We start from the raw sequence: 22766 nt of genomic DNA, 5'->3' as shown, positions 1-22766 counted from the left end.
AATTTTTTAAAAAAATATATAGTCTAAGAACTGAATCCGAAAGATACAATTCTAGATGGAAAAATCTCAATACAGAACAAGCTTATGTTAGAAATATTAACTCCGTTACTAATTTGAATACAATCGGTCACATTTGCCTTTTAACTGTTGCAATTGCTGCCATAAAATCTGGCTGCGTTGATAAATACAAATCCCTATCGGGATTTAGAAGAACAGCCTAAATAAATTATATTAAAATTAAATTAAATTTTTTGAACATCAATTTTACCAAGGGAGTAGTCTACCCTTTTTTTGCTTTTTTGGTGTTAATTTAAGTTTAATTTAAAATAATTGAGCTTCACTTCATAAAAGTTAGAACAATTTAACATAAATAATTTTGTTTTTTAATCAATTATGCTCATCTCTACATTATATTAAAAAAAGATGGTTTATAGACCTGTCGATCCAAAACCACCTTCTCCCCTTTCTGTGCTATCTAATTCTTCTACTTCAATAACTTCAGGAATTTCAACTTTATTTATAACCATTTGAGCTATTCGATCTCCACGCCTTACAGTAAAGGGTTCTTTTCCAAAATTTATTAAAATTAAATTTATTTCCCCCCTATAATCACTATCTATCGTTCCAGGTGTATTAACAAGTGAAATTCCATGCTTTAAAGCAAGCCCACTTCTTGGCCTAATCTGTGCTTCGTAGCCATTAGGCAATGATATAGATATTCCTGTCGGTATTAATCTGATTTCATTTGGAAGGATTATTGTATCCTCCTTAACATTAGCATATAAATCCAATCCCACAGATCCCTTTGTCATATACTTTGGCAAAGGAAGATCCTTTGCATCATCTAATCGCTTTATAAATAGTCTCATTACAATCACCTATAATTTTTTTAATTTTTCTTCTTTTATATCCTTACCAACCATAGCTACAGCCATAAAGCCTTCTTTAAATACATGTTCAATCACTTCATCAAATTCTTGTCGTGTTATTGAATCTATTTTCTTTAAAATTTCCTTTGGTTCATAAACCTTATTTAACATAAGCTCAGATTTACCTATGCCAAACATTCTACTTGAAACGCTCTCTAATCCTAAAATGTAGCTACCCTTTAATTGTTCCTTGGCCTTTGATATTTGTGTGTCATTCATCTTATTCTTTAATAAATTTACTATCTCTTCTGTAATAAGATGCATTGATTTTTCCAAATACACCTTATTTAAAGCAAATTGAATATTAAACATTCCCTTATTTTTATATGCCGAGGTATAAGAATAGATAGAATAAACAAATCCAAAATCTTCCCTTAATTTTTGGAATAGTCTAGAACTTGTTCCACCACCAAAATAATTATTTATAGCCAACAATGTATATAACTTATCATTTCCAAGTTCAATGCCATTCAGAGTAACTGCAACATGCACTTGTTCTATATCTTTATTTTTTATAGCCATTCCTTTATTGATTAATGGTGAAGAATATTCTATTTGAACATTTTTAGGTGGATTCCAGTTCTCAAATCGATCCTTTATTAATTCTATAATTTTTTCCTCATCAAAGTTTCCGGCTAAAGAAATTACAATATTAGATGGAACATAAGTCTTACTATAATAATCTACAATCATATCTCTGTTTAAATTTTTAATAGTAGTTTCGTATCCTAATATTGGTAAAGCTAAAGTATCTTCCTTCCAAGTAGCTATTGAGAGCAAATCGAAAACAAGATCTTCTGGCGAATCTTCATACATATTTATTTCTTCAATGATTACTCCCTTTTCCTTTTCGATATCATCAACTGCAAATTTAGGGTTAAGAAGCATATCACTTAATACGTTTATACCTGTTGCATAATGTTCATCCAACAATTTAACATAATAGCATGTCGCTTCTTTGCCTGTAAATGCATTAATTTGTCCACCTAGCTCTTCAATTTCTTCTGCTATCTGTTGTGACGTCCTATTTAATGTTCCCTTAAACATCATATGCTCAATAAAATGTGATACCCCATTATTATACGTTTCTTCTAATCTTGAACCGCTACCTACCCAAATTCCAATAGTAATTGAGTTTACATAAGGTATTTTCTCGTAAACTATTCTTAATCCATTTTTCAAAGTAAGCTTTTTTAACATATCTGTTTCTCTCCTGTCAAATATTTTTTCAATCATTATAAATTTAAACTATAATTTTAGTTTAGTCAAGGAATAAGGTTTATGAATTAAAAAAAGGCTTATTAAAAGCCCTTTTTATTGATTAGAATTATTTTGTTCTTCTGGTTTTGGAATAGCATCCTTTCTTGATAGGTTTATCCTACCTAAATTATCTATTTCAGTTACCTTTACTAAAATTTCATCTCCTACATTTACTACATCTTCAACTTTATTTACTCTTTCATGTGCTAACTTAGAAATATGACAAAGTCCTTCTTTTCCTGGTAATATTTCTACAAAGGCACCAAATGGAGTTATTCTGTTAACTCTACCAAGATAAACTTCACCAACTTCTACATCTCTTGTTATTCCTTCGATCATCTTTTGAGCAAGTTTGCCCTTTTCTGGATCTGGGCAGCTTATGTATAAACGACCATCCTCTTCTATATCGATTTTAACTCCTGTTTCTGCTATAATTTTGTTTATAGTTTTTCCACCAGGTCCTATCACATCCCTTATTTTCTCAGGATCAATAACCATGCTAATTATTCTTGGAGCATATTTGGATAATTCTTTTCTTGGCTGTGGAATCCTTTCAAGCATAACTTTTAAAATCTCTAGTCTTGCTTTTCTTGCTTGATAAATAGCTTTTTTAATTATTTCTTCAGGTAATCCCTTAATCTTTGTATCAACTTGTATAGCTGTTATTCCCTTCTCTGTTCCTGCAACCTTAAAATCCATATCTCCAAAGAAATCTTCTATCCCTTGAATATCTGTCAAAATCTCAGCCTGTGATAAATCCTCACTTGTTACAAGGCCCATTGCAATTCCAGCAACTGGTCTTTTAATAGGAACTCCAGCATCCATTAAGGCTAAAGTGCTTCCGCATACGCTAGCTTGAGAAGTTGACCCATTTGAACTTAAAACTTCTGACACCAATCTAATTGTATATGGGAATTCTTCTTCGCTTGGGATAACTGGTTCAAGAGCTCTTTCTGCTAAGGCACCATGTCCTATTTCCCTTCGTCCAGGCCCCCTTAAGAATTTCACTTCGCCTGTTGAATATGGTGGGAAATTATAATGATGCATGTATCTTTTAAACTCCTCATCGCCAAGGCCATCAAGTATTTGCACATCTCCTAATGCACCTAATGTTGCAACAGTTAAAACTTGTGTTTGCCCTCTTTGGAATAATCCTGAACCATGCGTTCTTGGTAAAATGCCTACATCACAATATAGAGGTCTTATTTCTTCAAAGCTTCTTCCGTCAGGTCTTCTTTTTTCCTCCAATATCATCTTACGAACATGTTCCTTCATTATTCTATACATTACATCGTCAATATCCTTTTCACATTCTGGGAAAATTTCTGCAAAATGTTCAAACACCTCTTCTTTAACTTTGTCAACATGGTCTTGTCTTTCTACTCTATCGGTATGTTGCATCGCTTCCCACAATTTATCTGTCGCATATTCCCTTACAGCATTTTCAATTTCATCTGGAACTTTATAAAGTTCAGGAATAACTTTTTCTTTGCCTATTTTTTCAGCTATTTCTGCTTGGAAATCATTTATTTCTTGGCAAGCCTTAAATCCAAACATTATTGCTTCAAACATATCCTCTTCAGTTACTTCCTTTGCTCCAGCTTCGATCATCATAACCCTTTCTTTAGTTGCTGAAACGATTAAGTGTAAATCGCTTTTCTCCCTTTCTTCAGCCGTTGGATTTACAATAAGTTTTCCATCAACCCTTCCAATTAAAACCGAAGATACCGGGCCTTCAAAGGGTATATCAGATATGCAAAGAGCTAAAGATGCAGCATTCATAGCAACTATTTCTGGTGGATTATCAGGGTCTACCGACAAAACTGTGCAAATAATTTGAACATCATTTCTATATCCCTTGGGGAATAAAGGCCTTATTGGTCTGTCAATTGCTCTTGCAGATAATATAGCCTTTTCAGTAGGCTTACCTTCCCTTTTTATAAAACCTCCTGGAATTTTACCTATAGCATAAAGTCTTTCTTCATAATCTACACTTAGCGGGAAAAAATCAATTCCTTCTTTAGGTTCTGGGGAAGCATTTGCAGTTGCTAATATAACTGTATCCCCATAGCTTAGCAAAACAGCTCCATTAGAAAGTAGGGCATACTTTCCTATATCCGCTTTAAATGTCCTTCCCGCAACTTCTTTTTCAAAAACATGATGCATTATTTTACCTCCCTTCGTTTCTCTCTAATTTTATTTTTACTATTTATTTCATTTTTAAACTATAATTTAGTAAAAAAAGTATTTAAAATAATAGAGCGGTAAATCCGCTCTATTACTTTCTTATTCCTAATTCTTCAATAATTTTTCTGTATCTTTCGATATCATTTTCCATAAGGTAGTTTAAAAGTCCTCTTCTTTGACCTACCATCTTTAAAAGTCCTCTTCTTGAATGATGATCCTTCTTGTGAACCTTTAAATGCTCTGTTAGATGATTAATTCTTTCTGTTAATAACGCAATTTGAACTTCTGGAGATCCTGTATCTCCTTCATGTCTTTGAAACTTAGCTATAAGCTCTTGCTTTCTTGCCTTATCCATTTATTACACCTCCATAAATTTATAATCGCCTCATGCTGAGAATACGCCGGAGCTACGTTAATCCCAGCACAGGTTACAAACTATATTTTAGCAGATATCATAAGAGTTGTAAATATTATATCTTGAAATAATTTTCCGCTAACTTAATATCTTTTTTTATCCTTGACTGCAAATCAAAAATACTATTAAATTTTCTTTCTTCCCTCAAATATTTCATAAATTCTATTTTTATAATTTTATCGTATATGTTTTTTTCAAACTTCAATATATGTGTCTCACATACCCTTTGTTTTTGTTCAAAGGTTGGATTATATCCTATATTGGTTATAGAAGGATAACTATTGCCTTTATAATGAGTAAGTGTTATGTAAACACCATTTTTTAAACAAAGATTCCTATCGACAATAATATTTGCCGTTGCAAATCCAAGTCTTGATGCAAGGCTCTTACCCCTAATAACTCTTCCCTTTAAATAGTAATTATATCCTAATAATTTATTTGCAAGTTCAACATCTCCCGACAATAAACATTCTCTAATTAAGCTACTTGAAACCCTTAGGTTCTCCATTAAAATTTCTTCAAAAACTATAACATTAATATTATATTTTTCAGCATTTTCCTTTAAGTATTCTATATCACCCTGGGCATTTTTCCCAAAGGTATAATTATAACCACAAACTATAATTTCTGCGTTTAAATTATGTTTAAGATATTCCAAAAACTGTTCCGGAGGTAAATTAATAAATCCATCCTCCAAATCAACATATATTAGGTAATCAACACCTAAGCTACTTATGATTTCAGTTTTTATATCTATTGGATTAATCAGATAATTAGTTGCATTTTTATTAAAATAAGAAAAAACAGGTTTTTTAAAAGTTAAAACAGCACTATTTAAATTATTTGTCTTAGCTTCTTTTACGGCACCTTCAATTATTTTTCTGTGTCCAAAATGTATACCATCAAAAGTTCCCAAAGCAATAACTGTTTTTCTATTAATAAATATCTCATTATATTTACCCTCAAAGATAATCATATGTCAACACCTTAAATTAATAGTTTTTCTATCTTTAAAGTTTTGTCTTCAATCTTACCGATTCCTAAAAACTCACTTTGACAGTATATTTTAACTAATTGACTTGCCAAGTCATCTTTTATTTTAATTTTGTTACCGTTTAAAATCATTTTTTTATAATCTAAACCTACATCATATCTTGGTAATTCTAATGCATCCTCCATTTTAATTACATATTTATGATAATTATCCTTGTTTATTATATCTAAAGGGACTGCATTTTTTATATTAAATCTACCCGTTCTAGTTCTTAAAAGAAAGCTCATATAACCCTTAACCTTAAGCTCTTCTCCTATATCGTTACATAAGGATCTTATATAGGTTCCCTTTGAACATTCAACTTTTAAAAGTGCCTTAGGAGAATTAAAGCTTAATACCTCAATATTGTATATTGTAACTTTCCTTGATGGAATATCAAAATCTAGTCCTTCCCTCGCAAGATCATATGCCCTTTTGCCGTTAATTTTTATAGCTGAAAACTTTGGTGGTTTTTGTTCAATTTCTCCAATAAAATTCTTGATAGCTTTGTTTAGATCATTAAAGTTTATAAAACTACAATCAATATCTTCGTAAAGAAAATTGCCGTATTTATCATAGGTGTCAGTAGCATTTCCTAAAGTCAACTCACATATATATTCCTTTGTATCCCTTGTTAAAAACTCAACTATTTTAGTTGCTATTCCAATACAAACAGGTAATACCCCTGCAGCTCCTGGATCTAACGTCCCTGTATGACCAATTCTTTTAATTTTAATAATTCTTCTTAAATAATCAACAACGTCGTGGGAAGTCATACCAGGAGGCTTTAGTATATTAATTACTCCATCCACCGTATCACTTCCAATGGTTTATAATTTCATTTAATACTTTATTCTTAACTTCATCCAAATCTCCGTATACTGTGCACCCGGCTGCCCTTATATGACCTCCACCATTGAATTTTTCAGCAATAATCCTTACATCAATCTTGTTTTTTGATCTCAAACTTACTCTAAATTTTCCTTTTTCAACTTCCTTAATAAAAACTCCCACCTCAACGGTATCTATATCCCTTGCATAGTTTACCATTTCTGAGGCATCGTTCTCATTAGCACCACATTCCTCCATCATATCTTTTGTCACATGTAGCATCGCAATTGAATTGTTATTATAAAGTTCAAGGGTTGAGGTTACCCTAGATAATAATTTTACCTGTTGAACTGTTAATGAGTCAAAAAGTATTCTATTGATTTCTGGAAAATCTATTCCTGTATTAATGAGATCACCTGCGATGTTTAATGTCATGGAAGTAGTATTGCTATATTTAAAGCCTCCTGTATCAGTTACTATTGAAGTATAAAGGCAAATTGCAGTATTGTGCGAAATCTCAAAACCATTAATTCGAATTAAATTGTATATAATTTCACCAACGGCTCCTGCATTAGTATCAACATAATTAATATCAGCAAATAAATCGTTTGATATATGATGATCTATATTAATGACTACATCTGCCATATTTAATAATTCTACTAGGGGTCCTAACCTATCTTTATCACTGCAATCGAGAACAAAAATACAGTCATAGTGTCTTTTAACTAATGTATCTTTAACATCAAAAAAACCTGGTAAAAAATTGAACTTTGAAGGCAATTTGTCTGGATTAAAGACATCAACATCCTTTCCAATCTCAGAAAGAAAATTATATAACCCCAAAGTCGATCCTATTGCATCACCATCGGGAATAATATGAGATACAACTGCAAAACTTTTATTTCGTTTTATTATATCTCCTATTTTATTCAGAATCATTATTTTTCATCTCCTGAAGCATCTTAGTTATATGCATACCATATTCTATTGAACGATCCAACTCAAATAATATCTCAGGCGTATATCTTGCTTTAATTTTTCTTCCAACTTCTTTCCTTATAAAACCTGCTGCATTTTTTAAACCTTCAAGACATTTTAATTTCTCATCCTCAGAACCAAAAACACTTACATAGACCTTTGCATATCTTAAATCCTTTGTTACTTCAACGTCGGTAATCGAAGTTAACATTGGGATCCTCGGATCCTTCAATTCATTTTGAATGATATCTCCTACTATTCGTTTTATCTCCTCTGATAATCGTGAAGTTCTTTCAACTGCCATTTGCAACACCTCTTAAGCTCTTTTTACTTCTTCTATTGTGTATGTTTCTAAAATATCGCCTTCTTTAATGTCGTTGAATCTTTCAATCGTTAAACCACATTCATATCCAGCAGCAACTTCTCTAACATCATCCTTAAATCTCTTTAGTGAGGCTATCTTGCCTTCATATATTACAACACCATTTCTTATTACTCTTATGCTATTATTTCTATTCACCTTTCCATCCTCTACATAGCATCCAGCGATTGTTCCAATGTTTGATGCCTTAAATGTTTGTCTTACGGAAAGTCTAGCTGTTATTACTTCTTTGTATTCAGGTTCAAGCATTCCCTTCATTGCAGCCTGTATATCATCAATAGCTTCATAAATAATTCTATAAGTTTTAACTTCAACCTTTTCCCTTTCAGCAAGTTGCATCGCCATATTATTAGGCCTTACATTAAATCCAATTATTATTGCATTTGAAGCTGATGCTAATGTAATGTCAGACTCTGTGATTGCTCCAACACCACCATGTATTACCCTCACCTTAACCTCATCATTAGTTAATTTCTCTAATGCTTGTTTTAGAGCTTCAACAGAACCCTGAACATCAGCCTTAACAATTATATTTAATTCCTTAACCTTTCCTTCCTGAATCTGACTAAAGAGGTCTTGCAATGTAATTTTGCTGCTGGAGGCAAAATATTGTTGTCTTTCTTTTTCCTTTCTCATTTCTGAAATTTGTCTTGCAGTTTTTTCATCAGAAACAGCATAAAGTATATCTCCTGCATTTGGAACTTCTGCAAGGCCTAAAATTTCAACTGGGATAGATGGACCTGCAGATTTTACTTTTCTTCCTTTATCATCTATAAGAGCCCTAACCTTTCCATATGTTGTTCCTGCAATGATACTATCTCCAACCTTTAATGTTCCCTTTTGAACAATTACCGTAGCAACAGGTCCTCTTCCTTTATCTAATTTTGCTTCTATTATTGTTCCTTTAGCAGGTCTGTTTGGATTAGCCTTTAATTCCTGCATTTCAGCAACTAAAAGTATCATTTCCAATAATGTATCAATTCCTTGTTTAGTCTTTGCAGATACAGGAACACAAATCGTATCTCCACCCCATTCTTCAGCGATCAATCCATATTCTGTTAATTCCTGTTTTACTCTATCTGGATTTGCTGAACTTTTATCTATCTTATTAATTGCTACGATAATTGGAACATTAGCTGCCTTAGCATGATTAATAGCTTCAATAGTTTGGGGCATTACACCATCATCAGCAGCAACAACTAATATTGCAATATCTGTGACTTGAGCACCTCTTGCCCTCATTGCAGTAAAAGCTTCGTGACCTGGAGTATCCAAAAATACTATCTTCTTATCATTTATATCTACGGTATAAGCACCAATATGTTGAGTAATTCCACCTGCTTCTGTTTCTACTACCTTTGAGTGTCTTATAGCATCAAGAAGAGATGTCTTTCCATGGTCAACATGTCCCATAACTGTAACTACTGGAGGTCTTGGCATCAAATCCTCTTCTTTATCTTCAAAATCGTTAATTAAAACTTCTTCCCTTTCCTGTTTAACTTCCTTTTCTAATAAAATATTGTATTGTTCTGCAATTTTTTCAGCTACCTCAAAACTGATTTCTTGATTTATAGTTACGAATACACCCATTAAAATTAATTTTTTAAGTATTTCTGTTGCTGGTTTTTTAATCCTCTCAGCAAACTCACTTACCCTTACACTTTCTGGAATTGTCACTATTCCAATATCTTCTATTTGTTCTTCTTGCTTTTTGTTTTCTTTTCCTAAATGCCTTTTAATTTTCTCATTTCTAACTTTCTTTCTTATCTTTTCGTTTTTCTTAAAATCATCATCAACATCTAGATCATCAAATTTGTCATCTTCATGTTTTGCAATATTTTTTTCTTCATTTTTTTCTTTATTGTGATTTATGTCTTCATTCTTGTTACCCTTATTTTTTATTTCTTCTACGTATTCCATTATTATTTTAGCTTCTTCACCTTCTATAGAACTTAAATGATTTTTAACTTCTATATCAAACTCTTTTTTCAGTAACTCTATAACCTCTTTGCTAGTCATATTAAGCTGTTTTGCTAATTCATAAACTCTAATTATTGACAAAAGCTTCACCCCCATTATTCTGGTTATCAATCTTCTTTAAAAATCCTAGTGCAAAATTTTTATCCTTTATAGCGATTACTGATCGTGATGATTTACCTATTGCATAACCTAAACTATCTTTTTCTCCAAAAATGACATATGGAATATTTCTATATTCACACATATTTATAAATTTCTTTTTGGTATTTTCACTTGCATCCTCAGCAATTATAACTAACATAGCCTTTTTCTTTTTTATTTCTATTTCTACCGCATCATCTCCCGAAGAAAGTTTTCCAGCCTTCTGCATAAGGCCAATAAAGGAATAAAGATTATCCTTCATTTTTTAGTTCCTCCCGCAGCTTTTGATATATTTCTTCGGAGATTTTAACCTCTAACGCCTTCTCAAACCGTTTTGCTTTTATAGCCTTTTCTAAGCAGTTAATATCTTTACAAATATATGCCCCTCTTCCTGCCTTCTTACCCGTCATATCTATGCTTATATCTCCTTCAGGACTTCTAACAACTCTTATTAATTCCTTCTTAGGTTTCATTTCTTGACATCCTAGGCACATTCTCATAGGGACTTTTTTAACCTTCATTTAATCACTCCCCTATCTAATCAATTTTAGCCTGGGATTCACTCTTAATATCGATCTTCCATCCAGTAAGCTTAGCAGCTAATCTTGCATTTTGTCCTTCTTTACCTATCGCTAAAGATAATTGATAGTCTGGAACAATTACCTTTGCACTTCTATCATCTTCGTTGACTTCAACGCTTATTACCTTAGCTGGACTTAAGGCATTGGCAATAAACTCTGCTGGATCCTTACTCCATTTTACTATATCGATTTTTTCTCCATTTAATTCATTTACAACATTTTGAACTCTAATTCCTTTAGGACCAACGCAAGCCCCTGTAGGATCCACGTTTTCATCCCTTGAATGAACTGCAATTTTTGTTCTTGAACCTGCCTCCCTAGCTATACTTTTAATTTCTACAACTCCATTGAATATCTCTGGAACTTCCAATTCAAATAACCTTTTTACAAGTCCTGGGTGAGTTCTTGAAATAACAACATCCGGCCCTTTACCTGTTTTTCTTACTTCAGTTATGTAAAATTTCAATCTGTCACCTTGGTTGTAAGCATCATTTGGCATCTGTTCAGAAGGTGGCAAAACTGTTTCCCATCTTCCTATCTCAACTATAACATTATATTTATTTCCTTCCTTTGTTTTTTCCTTTCTTTGGACCATTCCTGTGATTAAATCGTTTTCCTTTTCAACAAATTCTTTATAAAGTATCTCCCTTTCTGCTTCCTTAATTTTTTGTATAACGCTTTGTTTAGCTGTTTGAGCTGCAACTCTGCCAAAATCCTTTGGAGTTACTTCTATATCAACAATGTCATCTAATTTATATATAGGATTAATGTTTTTCGCATCTTCTAAACTGATTTCAAGAAGGCTGTTTTTTACATCATCAACAACCTTTTTTTGAGCATAAACGTGAATATCTCCATTTTCTCTATTTATAACCACCTTAACGTTTTGGGCAGTTCCATAGTTTTTCTTATAGGCAGAAACCAAAGCAGATTCTAGAGCTGTAAAAATATAATCCTTGTCAATTCCTTTTTCCTTTGCAATTTCATTTAACGCTTCAATAAGTTCCACCGTATTCAAGTTTACCCCTCCTTATTCATCTAGATTAGCACTTGATATATTGTTAAAATCAATTTCTATTTCTTTATCTTTCAAATTGACTATTACTTTGTTTTCCTTAATCCCTAGCAATATACCTTTTAATATTTTTTTGTCATCAATCTCCTTAAATAATTTCAATTTGATTTTTCTACCCTTAAATCTTATAAAATCTTCTTCCTTTTTCAAAGGTCTATTTATACCTGGTGAGGATACTTCTAAATAATAGCTAACACTAATTGGATCAACTTCATCCAATTTGTCACTTAAAATTCTGCTGACATTTGTGCAATCATCAATTGTTATTCCACCTTCCTTGTCTATAAAAACCCTCAAAAACCATTCATTATTTTCTTTAACAAAATCTACATCAACTAATTCTAAATTAAATTTTTCTACTATCGGCCTAGCAATATTTGTAACTATTTCGATTATCTTTTTAACATTCATAAAAACCACCTTTCTTTTTTAGTAGTTTTTGTTAAAGCAGTTCAAGATATACATAAACACAAAGAGTGGGAATGTCCCACTCTTTGCCTACAAATTCATTAACATCTAAATTCAATTATAACATTACAATAAATACTTTGCAAGTTAAAACATAGATAATTGGTTAGTTTCAGGCAAATCTTTTAGGCATCCATGCTTTTCAAGTATCTCAATTACTGTTTTAGATACTTTGCTTCTTAATCTCAAATCTTCCTTTGACAGAAAAGGTCCTTCCTGTCTTGCTTCTACAATAGATCTTGCTGCTGCTTCTCCCACACCTTGTAGTGCTTTAAATGGCGGCAATATCCCTTCTTTTGTAATTAAAAACTTTACAGAATCTGATTTGTAAAGATCAACTGGAATAAACTTTAATCCTCTTAAATACATTTCAAGGGCTATCTCTAAGACTGTTAAAAGTCCTTTATCCTTTTGAGTTGCATTGTTTCCTAAATTTTCTATTTCTTTAATCTTATTTCTTATCGCCTTTTCTCCCTTCACTATTAATTCAGCATCAAAATCATCAGCCCTTACTGTAAAATAGGTTGCATAAAAGGCTTCAGGATAATATACCTTAAAATAAGCAATTCTAACAGCCATCATAACATATGCTACAGCGTGTCCCTTAGGAAACATATATTTTATTTTATTACAGGAATCAATATACCACTGTGGAACATCGTGTTTTTTCATTTCTTCTATATCTTCTTCTTTTAGCCCCTTACCCTTTCTTACTCTTTCCATAATATTAAATGCTAGTTTTGGATTAAGTCCCTTATAGATTAAATAAAGCATTATATCGTCTCTTGTTGATATAACTTCCTTTAATGTTGCATATCCATTTCTTATAATATCCTGAGCATTATTTAGCCAAACGTCTGTTCCGTGTGATAATCCTGAAATTCTTACAAGTTCTGCAAATGTTTTAGGCTGCGTATCAATAAGCATTTGCCTAACAAACTTCGTTCCAAATTCAGGTAAACCTAAAGTTCCAACCTCACAGTTTAAATCTTCAGGTTTAATGCCCAAAGGTTCAGTTGATGTAAAAAGTTTTAATACGTTTGGGTCACCAAGGGGGATTTTCCTTGGATCTATCCCCGTTAAATCCTGAAGCATTCTTAAAACCGTTGGATCATCATGCCCAAGTATATCAAGTTTTAACAATCTACCACTAATAGAATGATAATCAAAATGTGTAGTTATCACATCAGAATCAACGTCATCTGCAGGTTTTTGAATTGGTGTAAATTCAAAAATCTCCTTATCCCTTGGCACAACCATAACCCCTCCCGGATGTTGTCCTGTGGTTCTTTTAACCCCTGTGCAGCCTTTAACAAGCCTTTCTATTTCTGCTTGGGATACCCTTAAATTATGTTCCTCAAGATAATTTTTTACAAAACCATATGCCGTTTTTTCAGCGATAGTTCCAATCGTTCCTGCTCTAAAAACATGACCTTTACCAAAAAGCTCTTCAGTATATTTATGGGCAACAGGCTGATATTCCCCTGAAAAGTTTAAATCTATATCTGGTTCCTTATCTCCTTCAAAACCCAAAAAAACCTCAAATGGTATATCATGCCCGTCTTTATTATAATCATAACCACATTTTGGACATTTTTTATCAGGCAGGTCAGCACCAGAACCAATGCTTCCATCAAGGAAAAACTCAGAATGCTTGCAATTAGGACATACATAATGTGGAGGTAAAGGATTAACTTCTGTTATATCGCACATAGTGGCAACAAAGGATGAGCCAACAGAACCTCTTGAACCAACAAGGTATCCATCATCAAGGGACTTTTTAACCAATTTATGTGCGATCAAATACATTACAGCATAGCCATTATTTATTATTGAATTTAATTCCTTATCTAATCGCTTTTGAACAACATCTGGAAGATTTTCACCGTATATTAAGTGGGCTTTATTCAATGTCATTCTTCTAATTTCTTCCTCTGCCCCGTCTATTTTAGGTGGGAATGTTTCTTCTGGTATAGGTTTTATAACCTCCACTTCATCTGCGATTTTATTCGTATTTTTTACTACAACTTCATAAGCTTTTTCTTCTCCTAAATAACTGAATTCTTCCAGCATCTCTTCAGTAGTTTTAAAATATAAAGGTGCCTGATTATCAGCATCGTTATAACCTTGCCCATACATCAGTATCCTTCTAAAGTATTCATCCTGAGGATCAAGAAAATGAACATCTCCAGTTGCCACTACCAGTTTGCCGTATTTTTCACCAAGTTTAACAATCTTTTTATTTAATTCCAATAAATCCTCCTCAGTTTCAATTTTGCCATTTTCAATTAAAAAATAATTGTTTTGTCTTGGTTGAATCTCGAGATAGTCATAAAATTTTACAATTTTTTCTAATTCCTGTTCATTTGCACTATTTAAAAGTGCTTGAAAAACCTCTCCTGACTCACAGGCACTTCCTATGATAAGTCCATCCCTCATGCTTTCTAAAAGGCTTTTTGGAATTCTTGGCCTTTTGTGAAAAAACTCCAAATGAGAATAAGATATAATTTTATATAAATTTTTTAAACCTATATAATTTTTAGCAAGTATTGTTATATGATAAGAATCCGCCTTTTTATAGTCAAAACTTGAAATATATAATTTATTTATATCTTCTATTGTATTTGCGCCTTTTTCTTTTAACATATTTAAAAATTTTATAAATATATTTGCAGTGGCTTCTGCATCATCGACGGCTCTATGATGATTTTCTAAGGTAACCCCTAAATGTTCTGCAACAACATTTAATTTATGTTTTTTTAAATCGGGTAACAACCATCTTGATAAGGTCAATGTATCAATGATCGTATTTTCAAAATTAAGGTTTAAGTTTTTTGATTTTTCTCGGATAAAACCTGTATCAAACTTTGCGTTATGGGCTACAACCGGAGCATCACCAATGAATTCAAGGAACTTAGGTAAAACTACATCGATTTTAGGTTTGTCTATGAGCATTTCATTTGTAATACCCGTTAATTTAATAATCTCATTAGAAATTATTTTTTGAGGGTTTATAAGAGCTGAAAACCTATCAATAATTTTAAAATCCTTTACTTTTACTGCACCTATTTCTATTATTTCATCCCTTATTGGATTAAATCCTGTTGTTTCTATATCAAAAACTACGAAAGTAGTATTTAGTTCTTGTTTACCTGGTCTTAATATTAGCGGTTCACCATCATTAACCAAATATCCTTCAACTCCGTATATTACCTTAACTCCTGTATCAGAAGCCGCATCCATTGCTTCTGGGAAAGCCTGAACAATCCCATGGTCAGTTATAGCAATTGCTTTATGTCCCCACTCTTTAGCTCTTTTAATTAAAGATTTTGCAGATGCTACTCCATCCATTGCGCTCATTTGAGTATGAAGATGTAGCTCAACCCTCTTTTCAAGAGCATTATCCATACGTTTAGGCACGTCTAATTTTTCTATTGATTTTGCTATAATAACCAATTCCTTTAAAAAAGGATCATTAGAAACTTCGCCAAATACTTTTATAAACATGCCATTGCTTATTTTGTTTTTTATTTCATCAGCTTTTTTATTATTTGCAAATAATTTAACTGCAATTGAAGATGTATAGTCTGTAACATAAATTGTGAGAATTATTTTACCTGTTTTAGTTTCTTTAGAGTCAATATTAAATACTTCTCCACTAATAGCAACAAGTTCTGATGTTTCATTAATAGAAATTATCTTTACTACATCTTGGTTTATTTGTTTACCCATAATTATGTTACTATTTTCTTTATTTTCTAAATCATTATTTGTATTTTTTAAATAATTTTCACTCACTTCTTCTTTTTCAATACTTTTTTCATTTAAGAACGTAACGATTAGTTCTATTTCTTCCTGAGCTTTTTTGCTGTTATATTCTTCTAAATTAATTTCTTTAAGTTTAAAATTTATGTTTATAGCTAAATTATAAAACCTTTTAATATAATTACTTAAGTAATGATCCACTCTTTTATTTAATAACAATTTATAAGTAAACTGATTCTCAATTATTATATTTAAACTTTTATCATCAAATTCAAATTCACTATTTAAAAGCAATGAAGCTATTGAAGGATTATCGTCAAAGGCCTCAATAATTATTCTGTTAAATGTTTCTTTATCAAAACTTTGAGGATTAATTATATTTGTATCCAAGTGAAAAAAAATATCGCTGTCTATATTTAATTTTTGCTTAAAAAACACCCTCAATTTATTAAGTAATAAATCATCATGCATCTTCGCAGTCTTTAAATGAACATCAATTCTACCTTCTTTTTTATTTACCATAATCTTTTTTATGTAAATATCATTATATTCACTAGATTCAATTTGTGGATCGTTTATTACTTCTTTTAATGATTTCAGCATCCGTTTCACCATCCTGCTACATCTTCAATGTCTTGATGATATCCCTATACATTTTCATCCTTGCTTTAAATCCTTCTTTAAAACCTAATTTTTCTTCCTTCATAATGTGGGTAAGATCAGGAAGTTCTACATTTTTAACTCTAAAATTATTTTTTCGCAGATATCTTGTAAGGGCTACTTCTATCCCGTATTTTGTAAATTCAATGTTGTCTATATTGTAAAAAATATGCTTTTTTAATACCCTCTGCCCGGATAAAAAAGGGGCGATTTTTTGAGCTAAATCGGTTGTTAATCGTCCATTAACAAATATCCCTACAGTCATATCAGCTTCATCGTTTAATACAGGTAGTAATAAATCAAGAACATGCTGTTCATTTAAACCTATAAGGTCAGCATCAAGAAGCATTACAATATCATTTTTTGCATTTTCAATTCCTATTTTTACGGCAGCTCCTTTTCCCATATTCTCTTGCAATTCTATAACCTTAGCTCCAGCTTGCTTCGCTACAATGGCAGTTGCATCAGTTGATCCATCGCTAACAACTATTATTTCATTAACTTCATTAACCCTTTTTACCGTATCAATAATAGAGGCAATCGTTTTTTCTTCATTATAGGCCGGAATAATACAAGATACTTTCATAAATATCCCCCTATTAATTAATATCTTTTATAGCTTTTCAATTTCTTTAAATAGTTCCTCCAAAATTTCTGATTCCTTAACCTTTTTTATTATTTCACCTTTTTTAAATATTAGCGCTTCACCTTTACCTGCTGCAATTCCAATATCAGCTTCTTTAGCTTCACCCGGTCCGTTCACTGCACATCCCATAATGGCAACCTTAATTGGTTTTGTATAATTTTCTAATTCCCTTGTTATTTTCTGTGCTAATTCTATCAAATTAATATTGGTTCTCCCACAAGTTGGGCATGATACTATTTCAATTCCCTTTCTTAACCCCAGAGATTTTAAAATTTCTCTTGCCACTTTAATTTCATTAACTGGATCATCAGTTAATGATACCCTAATTGTATCCCCAATTCCTTCATAAAGTAATAGACCAATTCCAATCGATGACTTTACTGTTCCTGATATTAATGTTCCTGATTCTGTTACTCCTAAATGTAATGGATAATCAATACTTCTTGAAAGTATTTTATAAGACTCTATGGTTTCTAATACATTAGATGATTTTACTGATACTACAATGTTAAAAAAATCTAAGTCCTCCAACAATTTTACGTTTCTTATTGCGCTTTCAGCTAAAGCCTCTGCACAGGGCTTTTTATATTTTTCAAGGATATCCCTTTCTAAGGATCCAGAATTTACACCTACTCTTATAGGAATATTATAATGCTTTGCAGCCTTAATGATTTCTTTAATTTTATCAATTCCACCGACGTTGCCCGGATTAATTCGTATTTTATCTGCTCCGTGTTCAATAGATTTTATAGCTAATTTATAATCAAAATGGATATCTGCAACTAATGGGATGTTGATTTCCTTTTTAATTTTTTTAATAGCCTGGGCGGATTCCTCATCTGGAACAGCCACTCTAATTATTTCGCATCCTGCTTTTTCAAGTAACTTAATTTGTTCTATCGTATCCTTTATATTTGCAGTTTTAGTGTTTGTCATAGATTGAATAGTAACTGGTGAGTCACCGCCAATGTAAATATTTCCTACCTTAACTTTTTTAGTCTTCTTCCTTTGCATATTATCATCACCCTAAGCAAATATTCTCAATATATCCCTATAGGTAATTATTATAGCAAGTAACATTAATAATGTAAAACCTATAAGATTAATCAATCCAATTTTATTTTCATCTATTTTTCTGCCTGTTATGCCTTCAATAAATGTAATAACTACCCAGCCACCATCTAATGCAGGAAACGGAATCAAATTCATTATTCCTAAATTTATACTTAAGAAGCCTGCAAAATATAGAAGACTCCATATACCAATTTTTGCTGCTTCACCCGACATCTTAATAATAGCCACTGGTCCTCCTAAGTTGTCAGTTGATACCTTTCTTGTTATAAGACCCCCTAAAACGATTAACATTTGTTTTATTGATACTATAGTTTCATTTATAGATGAAGATATCGCCACTAAAAGCTTGCCCTTTTCCACCTTAGGAGTTATTCCTATTATGTATCTATTTTCTTCTTGATTTTTCATAGGCTCAAGTTTTTTGTCAATTATGATATTATCTCTTTTGACTGTGAGAACAAATTCTTTATTTTGGTTGTTATTCATAAAAATCAGAAATTCATTCCATGAATTTATTTTGTTGCCATTTACTGCAACTATCTTATCACCAGGCCTTATTCCAGATCTAAAAGCTGGATAGTCCCTTACAACGCTATCTATAGTAAGGGTTGTTACACCAACATTATAAAATATAACTATAAAAAGAATAATGGCTAAAATAAAATTCATAAAAGCTCCAGCAATTAAAATAGATAGTCTTTTCCATGGACTTTGTTTTCTAAATGCTCGAGGATCATCGCATTCTTCTTCTTCTCCAAGCATCTTAACATAACCACCAACAGGTAGTAAACGTAGGCTATATTCAGTTTCCTTACCTTTAACTTTAAAAAGCCTTGGTCCCATACCTATAGAAAATTCTAATACTTTAACTCCATTAATCTTAGCCAAAATAAAATGACCCAATTCATGAGCAGTTATTAATAACCCAAAAACAAATATAGAAGCCAATAAAGTTGTCAAATTAATCACCTTCCTATTTAATCAATTCATTAATATACTTTTTGGTTGATTCTTCAATTGTTATTATCTTTTCTATCGTTAAATTATGTTCCACCTTATGATTTTCAATAGCAGATTGTAGTAGTTTAGGTATTTCAAGGAAGGAAATCTTCCTTTCCAAAAACAATTTTACCGCTTCTTCGTTTGCAGCATTTAATACAGTTGGCATTGATCCGCCAATTTTACCAGCTAAATAACCAAGCTTCAAACATTCAAATGTTTCAGTATCTGCCTCTTCAAAGGTAAGTTTTGCCACAGCTTTAAGATCAAGATAATCTGATATATTATCAGTCCTTTTTGGATACTCTAGAGCATATTTTATTGGCAATTTCATATCCGTAACTCCTAATTGGGCAATTATTGAACCATCAATGTATTCTACCATTGAATGAACAATGCTTTGTGGATGAATTATAACATCTATTTTATCATAATCTAAATCAAATAACCAATGGGCCTCAATTACTTCAAGAGCTTTATTCATTAGCGTTGCTGAATCTACTGATATTTTTTTGCCCATGTTCCATCTTGGATGTTTAATAGCCATCTCTGGTGTAACGTCTTTCAAGTCTTCTTTTTTATAACCTCTGAATGGTCCTCCTGATGCCGTTAAAATTATCCTTGCAACTTCATCCTTTTTATTACCTTGTAATGCTTGAAAAATGGCATTATGTTCGCTATCTACTGGAATAATTTCTGCCTTATATTCTTTTAATTCTTTTTTTATTATTTCACCTGCTACAACCATGGTTTCTTTATTTGCTAATGCAATCCTTTTTTGGGATCTAATTGCTTGAACTGTTGGCCTTAAGCCAATCATGCCAACAACAGCTGTAAGGACTATGTCAACTTCCTTTAAAGTAGAAACATACTCTAATCCTTCTATCCCAGTTAAAACCTCTATTTCTAAATTTGCAAGTTTATCCTTTAAGTAATTCTTTTTCGATTCATCCATGATAACAACATAACTAGGCTTAAATTCTTTTGCCTGCTCGATTAATAATTCTACATTGCTGTTTGCTGTCAAAGCAATTATTTTAAATTCTTCTTTTTTTGTCCTAACAATTTCTAGTGCCTGTGTTCCTATCGAACCTGTAGAGCCAAGAATGCATAATCTCCTCATCCTACTGCTCCTTTCACAAATTTATTATCATTTGTTAATAACTCTAAAGCAAATAAATATATCACTGGAGCTATAATAACCCCAAACCATCCAAATAGAACATAGCCAAGATAAAGATTAAAAATTATCACTATAGGACTTAATTTTAACTTTGTTTTTAATAATTTTACCTCCATAATCTGTCTTATAAAAATGTTAAGAATATATGTTATTATTAACCCTATCGCTGAAATGGTGTGATGCTCTAAAAATTCTACTATAATCATTGGAATAAATAATAGAGCTGGTCCCACTATAGGTAATATATCCAAAATACTGCATACTATCCCCAAAATTAAAGCATTTTTGTAACCTAACAGTAGAAAACTAAATGTCATAAAAATGAAGGAAATAGCAACAAGTTGTAGTTGAACAATTATAATCATTTGAACAAAGTTATATACGTTTTTTGCAGCCAATCGAATTTCCAAAGGGAGATACTTTTTTAAAAACTTCAATATCAAATCAAAATCATAACTAATAACTGCAGACAAAAACACAATTAATAAAATGCTTGTCAAGCCATTTATTGTGTTGTAAACAAGATTTATTGATTGGTGCTTAAATGAATTAATAAATGCATCAAAATAATCTAACACTTTTTGTAAATTTGTGCCCGTATAGCTACTGTTATATTGTCTAATTGTTTTATCGATATTTTCAAAATAAGATGGTAAATTATTTAACGTATTCAGAATGATATTATAAGAAAAATTTAACATTATTTTTGTGGTCGATAAAGCAACAAAAATAATAAATAAATATGAAATTATAACAGCTGCTATTCTACTTTTTAAGATTTTTTCAAAATTGCATACCATAGGTTGCAATATAATAGCTATTAGAAAAGCAATAAAAAGCTGATTAAAATAAGTTAATGTAATTTTAAGAATAGCAATTATAGCAATCAAAAATATCCATTTAAAATAAATATTTTTATTCACCTTCATATCAACCTAAAATTTCATTATTTCTATATAATAATATACTAAAGGAGCAACAAATAGTATGCTATCAAATCTATCTAAAACGCCACCATGTCCAGGCATTATGTTGCCATAATCCTTTATTCCAACATGTCTCTTAATCAAAGACGCTGAAAGATCCCCTATTTGTGATATAATTCCTCCCATGATGGCAAGGAGCATAATTGATGCTACGCTTATGTTAATTTCTCTGTTGAAGCTTAACCAGATTATGCTTCCAACTATGCTTCCTAAAATGCCCCCTATGGAACCCTCTACTGTTTTTTTGGGACTTACATCTGGGCAAAGTTTTCTTTTACCAAAAAATTTTCCTGTATAATAAGCAAAGGTATCACATGCCCATGGGACAATATAAGTTAGCCATATAAGCCGATTACCATAGTTATTAATTCTAATTTGTATAAGTGTATTAAAAAATACTATAATATACAAAACACCTATAACAGAAAGTGCTGATGATATAACGTTATATTTTTTGTTAAAAATTGGAACTGACATACTCAAAAGCGTTGTAAAAATAATTAATAAAAGGTTTAGTTCAAAATCATAATTTAAAAAGACTAATATGAAATTTAGAAAATAAACTAAAATTATAACTGGTGTAATGACCTTGCTATTTGTATTTTTATATGCTGATATGTATTCGTAAAGGGCAATTGCAGTCAAAGCCATAACTCCAGCTTTAAATATATATCCTCCTGCAATTGTAAACAAGATCAATATTGGAATTGCCACTATTGCACTAATAACCCTTGTATTCAATTCGTTCACCCTCTTTATTTTATTGATCTAGCCTTGAGCATAATTTTAAAGCCTTGAAATTACTAGCCTGCTATGGCTAAATTTTTTTATCACTCACAAATATATTTCATAGGATTTCCTCCTTTTTTGTCGAATTATATTAATATAACAACATTCAATTTAACAACAAAAAGGAGGAAATCTCTATGTATCAACGTCAAGAAATTTTTAACATTATTGAATTTTTTACTTCTCAAAAACTTATCAATTTTTATACAACCCTCTTTGAAAATCTTGATTTATCTCCATTACCAGATAAGGTCCCCTCTAAATACGGCCCTACTGGGTTTTCTCGCCATGCTCTTTTCAGAGCCTTTATTGTCATGAAATGTAGAAAAATTTGCTCAAGTTACTGAACTTAAAGATTTCTTAGAAAATAATTTAATCATTGCTAAGCTTTGTGGGTTCGA

21 protein-coding genes and 1 pseudogene are annotated in these 22766 nt (G+C 31.4%); 2 read left to right on the top strand and 20 right to left on the bottom strand.

Annotated elements, in window-relative coordinates:
- A pseudogene (locus CAAU_RS14865) lies at nt 1–221 on the top strand (transposase); the annotation flags it as partial.
- A gap of 207 nt (nt 222–428) precedes the next feature.
- Here CAAU_RS14865 and dut read toward each other — a convergent pair.
- From dut to CAAU_RS07290, 20 genes are all read right to left on the bottom strand, one after another.
- Nucleotides 429–869, bottom strand: coding sequence for a dUTP diphosphatase (gene dut, locus CAAU_RS07385; RefSeq protein WP_008908807.1), 441 nt, complete (start codon nt 867–869; stop codon nt 429–431).
- A gap of 9 nt (nt 870–878) precedes the next feature.
- On the bottom strand, nt 879–2129 hold the full coding sequence (locus CAAU_RS07380) for a M16 family metallopeptidase (RefSeq protein ID WP_008908806.1): 1251 nt from the start codon (nt 2127–2129) through the stop codon (nt 879–881).
- A gap of 114 nt (nt 2130–2243) precedes the next feature.
- Nucleotides 2244–4355, bottom strand: coding sequence for a polyribonucleotide nucleotidyltransferase (locus CAAU_RS07375; protein WP_008908805.1), 2112 nt, complete (start codon nt 4353–4355; stop codon nt 2244–2246).
- A gap of 112 nt (nt 4356–4467) precedes the next feature.
- Nucleotides 4468–4731 (bottom strand): 30S ribosomal protein S15, encoded by a 264-nt coding sequence (gene rpsO / locus CAAU_RS07370; protein ID WP_008908804.1) that lies wholly within the window; start codon nt 4729–4731, stop codon nt 4468–4470.
- 115 nt (nt 4732–4846) lie between these two features.
- On the bottom strand, nt 4847–5767 hold the full coding sequence (locus CAAU_RS07365) for a bifunctional riboflavin kinase/FAD synthetase (RefSeq protein ID WP_008908803.1): 921 nt from the start codon (nt 5765–5767) through the stop codon (nt 4847–4849).
- Nucleotides 5768–5778: 11 nt separating this feature from the next.
- Complete coding sequence (truB, locus tag CAAU_RS07360) at nt 5779–6636, bottom strand: tRNA pseudouridine(55) synthase TruB (protein WP_008908802.1); 858 nt, start codon at nt 6634–6636, stop codon at nt 5779–5781.
- Between the two features lie 4 nt (nt 6637–6640).
- The gene (locus CAAU_RS07355) at nt 6641–7597 is read right to left on the bottom strand and encodes a DHH family phosphoesterase (RefSeq protein WP_008908801.1); all 957 of its coding nucleotides are present in this window, start codon (nt 7595–7597) and stop codon (nt 6641–6643) included.
- Nucleotides 7584–7940, bottom strand: a complete 357-nt coding sequence (rbfA, locus tag CAAU_RS07350; protein WP_008908800.1) for a 30S ribosome-binding factor RbfA — start codon at nt 7938–7940, stop codon at nt 7584–7586. Before rbfA ends, CAAU_RS07355 begins: the two co-directional genes overlap by 14 nt.
- A gap of 12 nt (nt 7941–7952) precedes the next feature.
- Complete coding sequence (gene infB / locus CAAU_RS07345; protein WP_008908799.1) at nt 7953–10079, bottom strand: translation initiation factor IF-2; 2127 nt, start codon at nt 10077–10079, stop codon at nt 7953–7955.
- A complete protein-coding gene (locus CAAU_RS07340) occupies nt 10066–10401 on the bottom strand; it encodes a L7Ae/L30e/S12e/Gadd45 family ribosomal protein (RefSeq protein ID WP_008908798.1) in 336 nt (111 codons plus the stop codon). Before CAAU_RS07340 ends, infB begins: the two co-directional genes overlap by 14 nt.
- Nucleotides 10391–10660, bottom strand: a complete 270-nt coding sequence (gene rnpM / locus CAAU_RS07335) for an RNase P modulator RnpM (protein WP_040306226.1) — start codon at nt 10658–10660, stop codon at nt 10391–10393. The genes CAAU_RS07340 and rnpM overlap by 11 nt, the downstream gene beginning before the upstream one ends.
- 16 nt (nt 10661–10676) lie before the next feature.
- On the bottom strand, nt 10677–11738 hold the full coding sequence (nusA, locus tag CAAU_RS07330) for a transcription termination factor NusA (RefSeq protein WP_008908796.1): 1062 nt from the start codon (nt 11736–11738) through the stop codon (nt 10677–10679).
- A 12-nt stretch (nt 11739–11750) separates the two neighbouring features.
- A complete protein-coding gene (gene rimP, locus CAAU_RS07325) occupies nt 11751–12206 on the bottom strand; it encodes a ribosome maturation factor RimP (protein WP_008908795.1) in 456 nt (151 codons plus the stop codon).
- A gap of 144 nt (nt 12207–12350) precedes the next feature.
- Nucleotides 12351–16631: a PolC-type DNA polymerase III gene (locus tag CAAU_RS07320; protein WP_008908794.1), complete on the bottom strand. Its 4281-nt coding sequence runs from the start codon at nt 16629–16631 to the stop codon at nt 12351–12353.
- Nucleotides 16632–16647: 16 nt separating this feature from the next.
- Nucleotides 16648–17274, bottom strand: a complete 627-nt coding sequence (locus CAAU_RS07315; protein ID WP_008908793.1) for a glycosyltransferase family 2 protein — start codon at nt 17272–17274, stop codon at nt 16648–16650.
- 27 nt (nt 17275–17301) lie between these two features.
- On the bottom strand, nt 17302–18348 hold the full coding sequence (ispG, locus tag CAAU_RS07310; RefSeq protein WP_008908792.1) for a flavodoxin-dependent (E)-4-hydroxy-3-methylbut-2-enyl-diphosphate synthase: 1047 nt from the start codon (nt 18346–18348) through the stop codon (nt 17302–17304).
- 12 nt (nt 18349–18360) lie between these two features.
- Complete coding sequence (gene rseP / locus CAAU_RS07305) at nt 18361–19377, bottom strand: RIP metalloprotease RseP (protein WP_083852833.1); 1017 nt, start codon at nt 19375–19377, stop codon at nt 18361–18363.
- Nucleotides 19378–19381: 4 nt separating this feature from the next.
- Nucleotides 19382–20530 carry a 1-deoxy-D-xylulose-5-phosphate reductoisomerase gene (locus tag CAAU_RS07300; protein WP_008908790.1) on the bottom strand — a complete coding sequence of 383 codons (1149 nt, stop codon included), beginning with the start codon at nt 20528–20530 and terminating at the stop codon, nt 19382–19384.
- Nucleotides 20527–21513, bottom strand: coding sequence for an AI-2E family transporter (locus CAAU_RS07295; protein WP_040306223.1), 987 nt, complete (start codon nt 21511–21513; stop codon nt 20527–20529). The genes CAAU_RS07300 and CAAU_RS07295 overlap by 4 nt, the downstream gene beginning before the upstream one ends.
- A gap of 12 nt (nt 21514–21525) precedes the next feature.
- Nucleotides 21526–22317: a phosphatidate cytidylyltransferase gene (locus CAAU_RS07290; RefSeq protein WP_008908788.1), complete on the bottom strand. Its 792-nt coding sequence runs from the start codon at nt 22315–22317 to the stop codon at nt 21526–21528.
- A gap of 185 nt (nt 22318–22502) precedes the next feature.
- Between CAAU_RS07290 and CAAU_RS07285 the strand changes: the two genes are divergently transcribed.
- Complete coding sequence (locus CAAU_RS07285; protein ID WP_040306221.1) at nt 22503–22712, top strand: hypothetical protein; 210 nt, start codon at nt 22503–22505, stop codon at nt 22710–22712.
- Nucleotides 22713–22766: the final 54 nt, after the last annotated feature.

The organism is Caloramator australicus RC3, from assembly GCF_000297115.1.
Classification (GTDB): Bacteria; Bacillota; Clostridia; order Clostridiales; family Caloramatoraceae; genus Caloramator; species Caloramator australicus.
The sequence above is the reverse complement of the archived record's forward strand: the minus strand, read 5'-3'. Positions and strand labels throughout refer to the sequence as shown.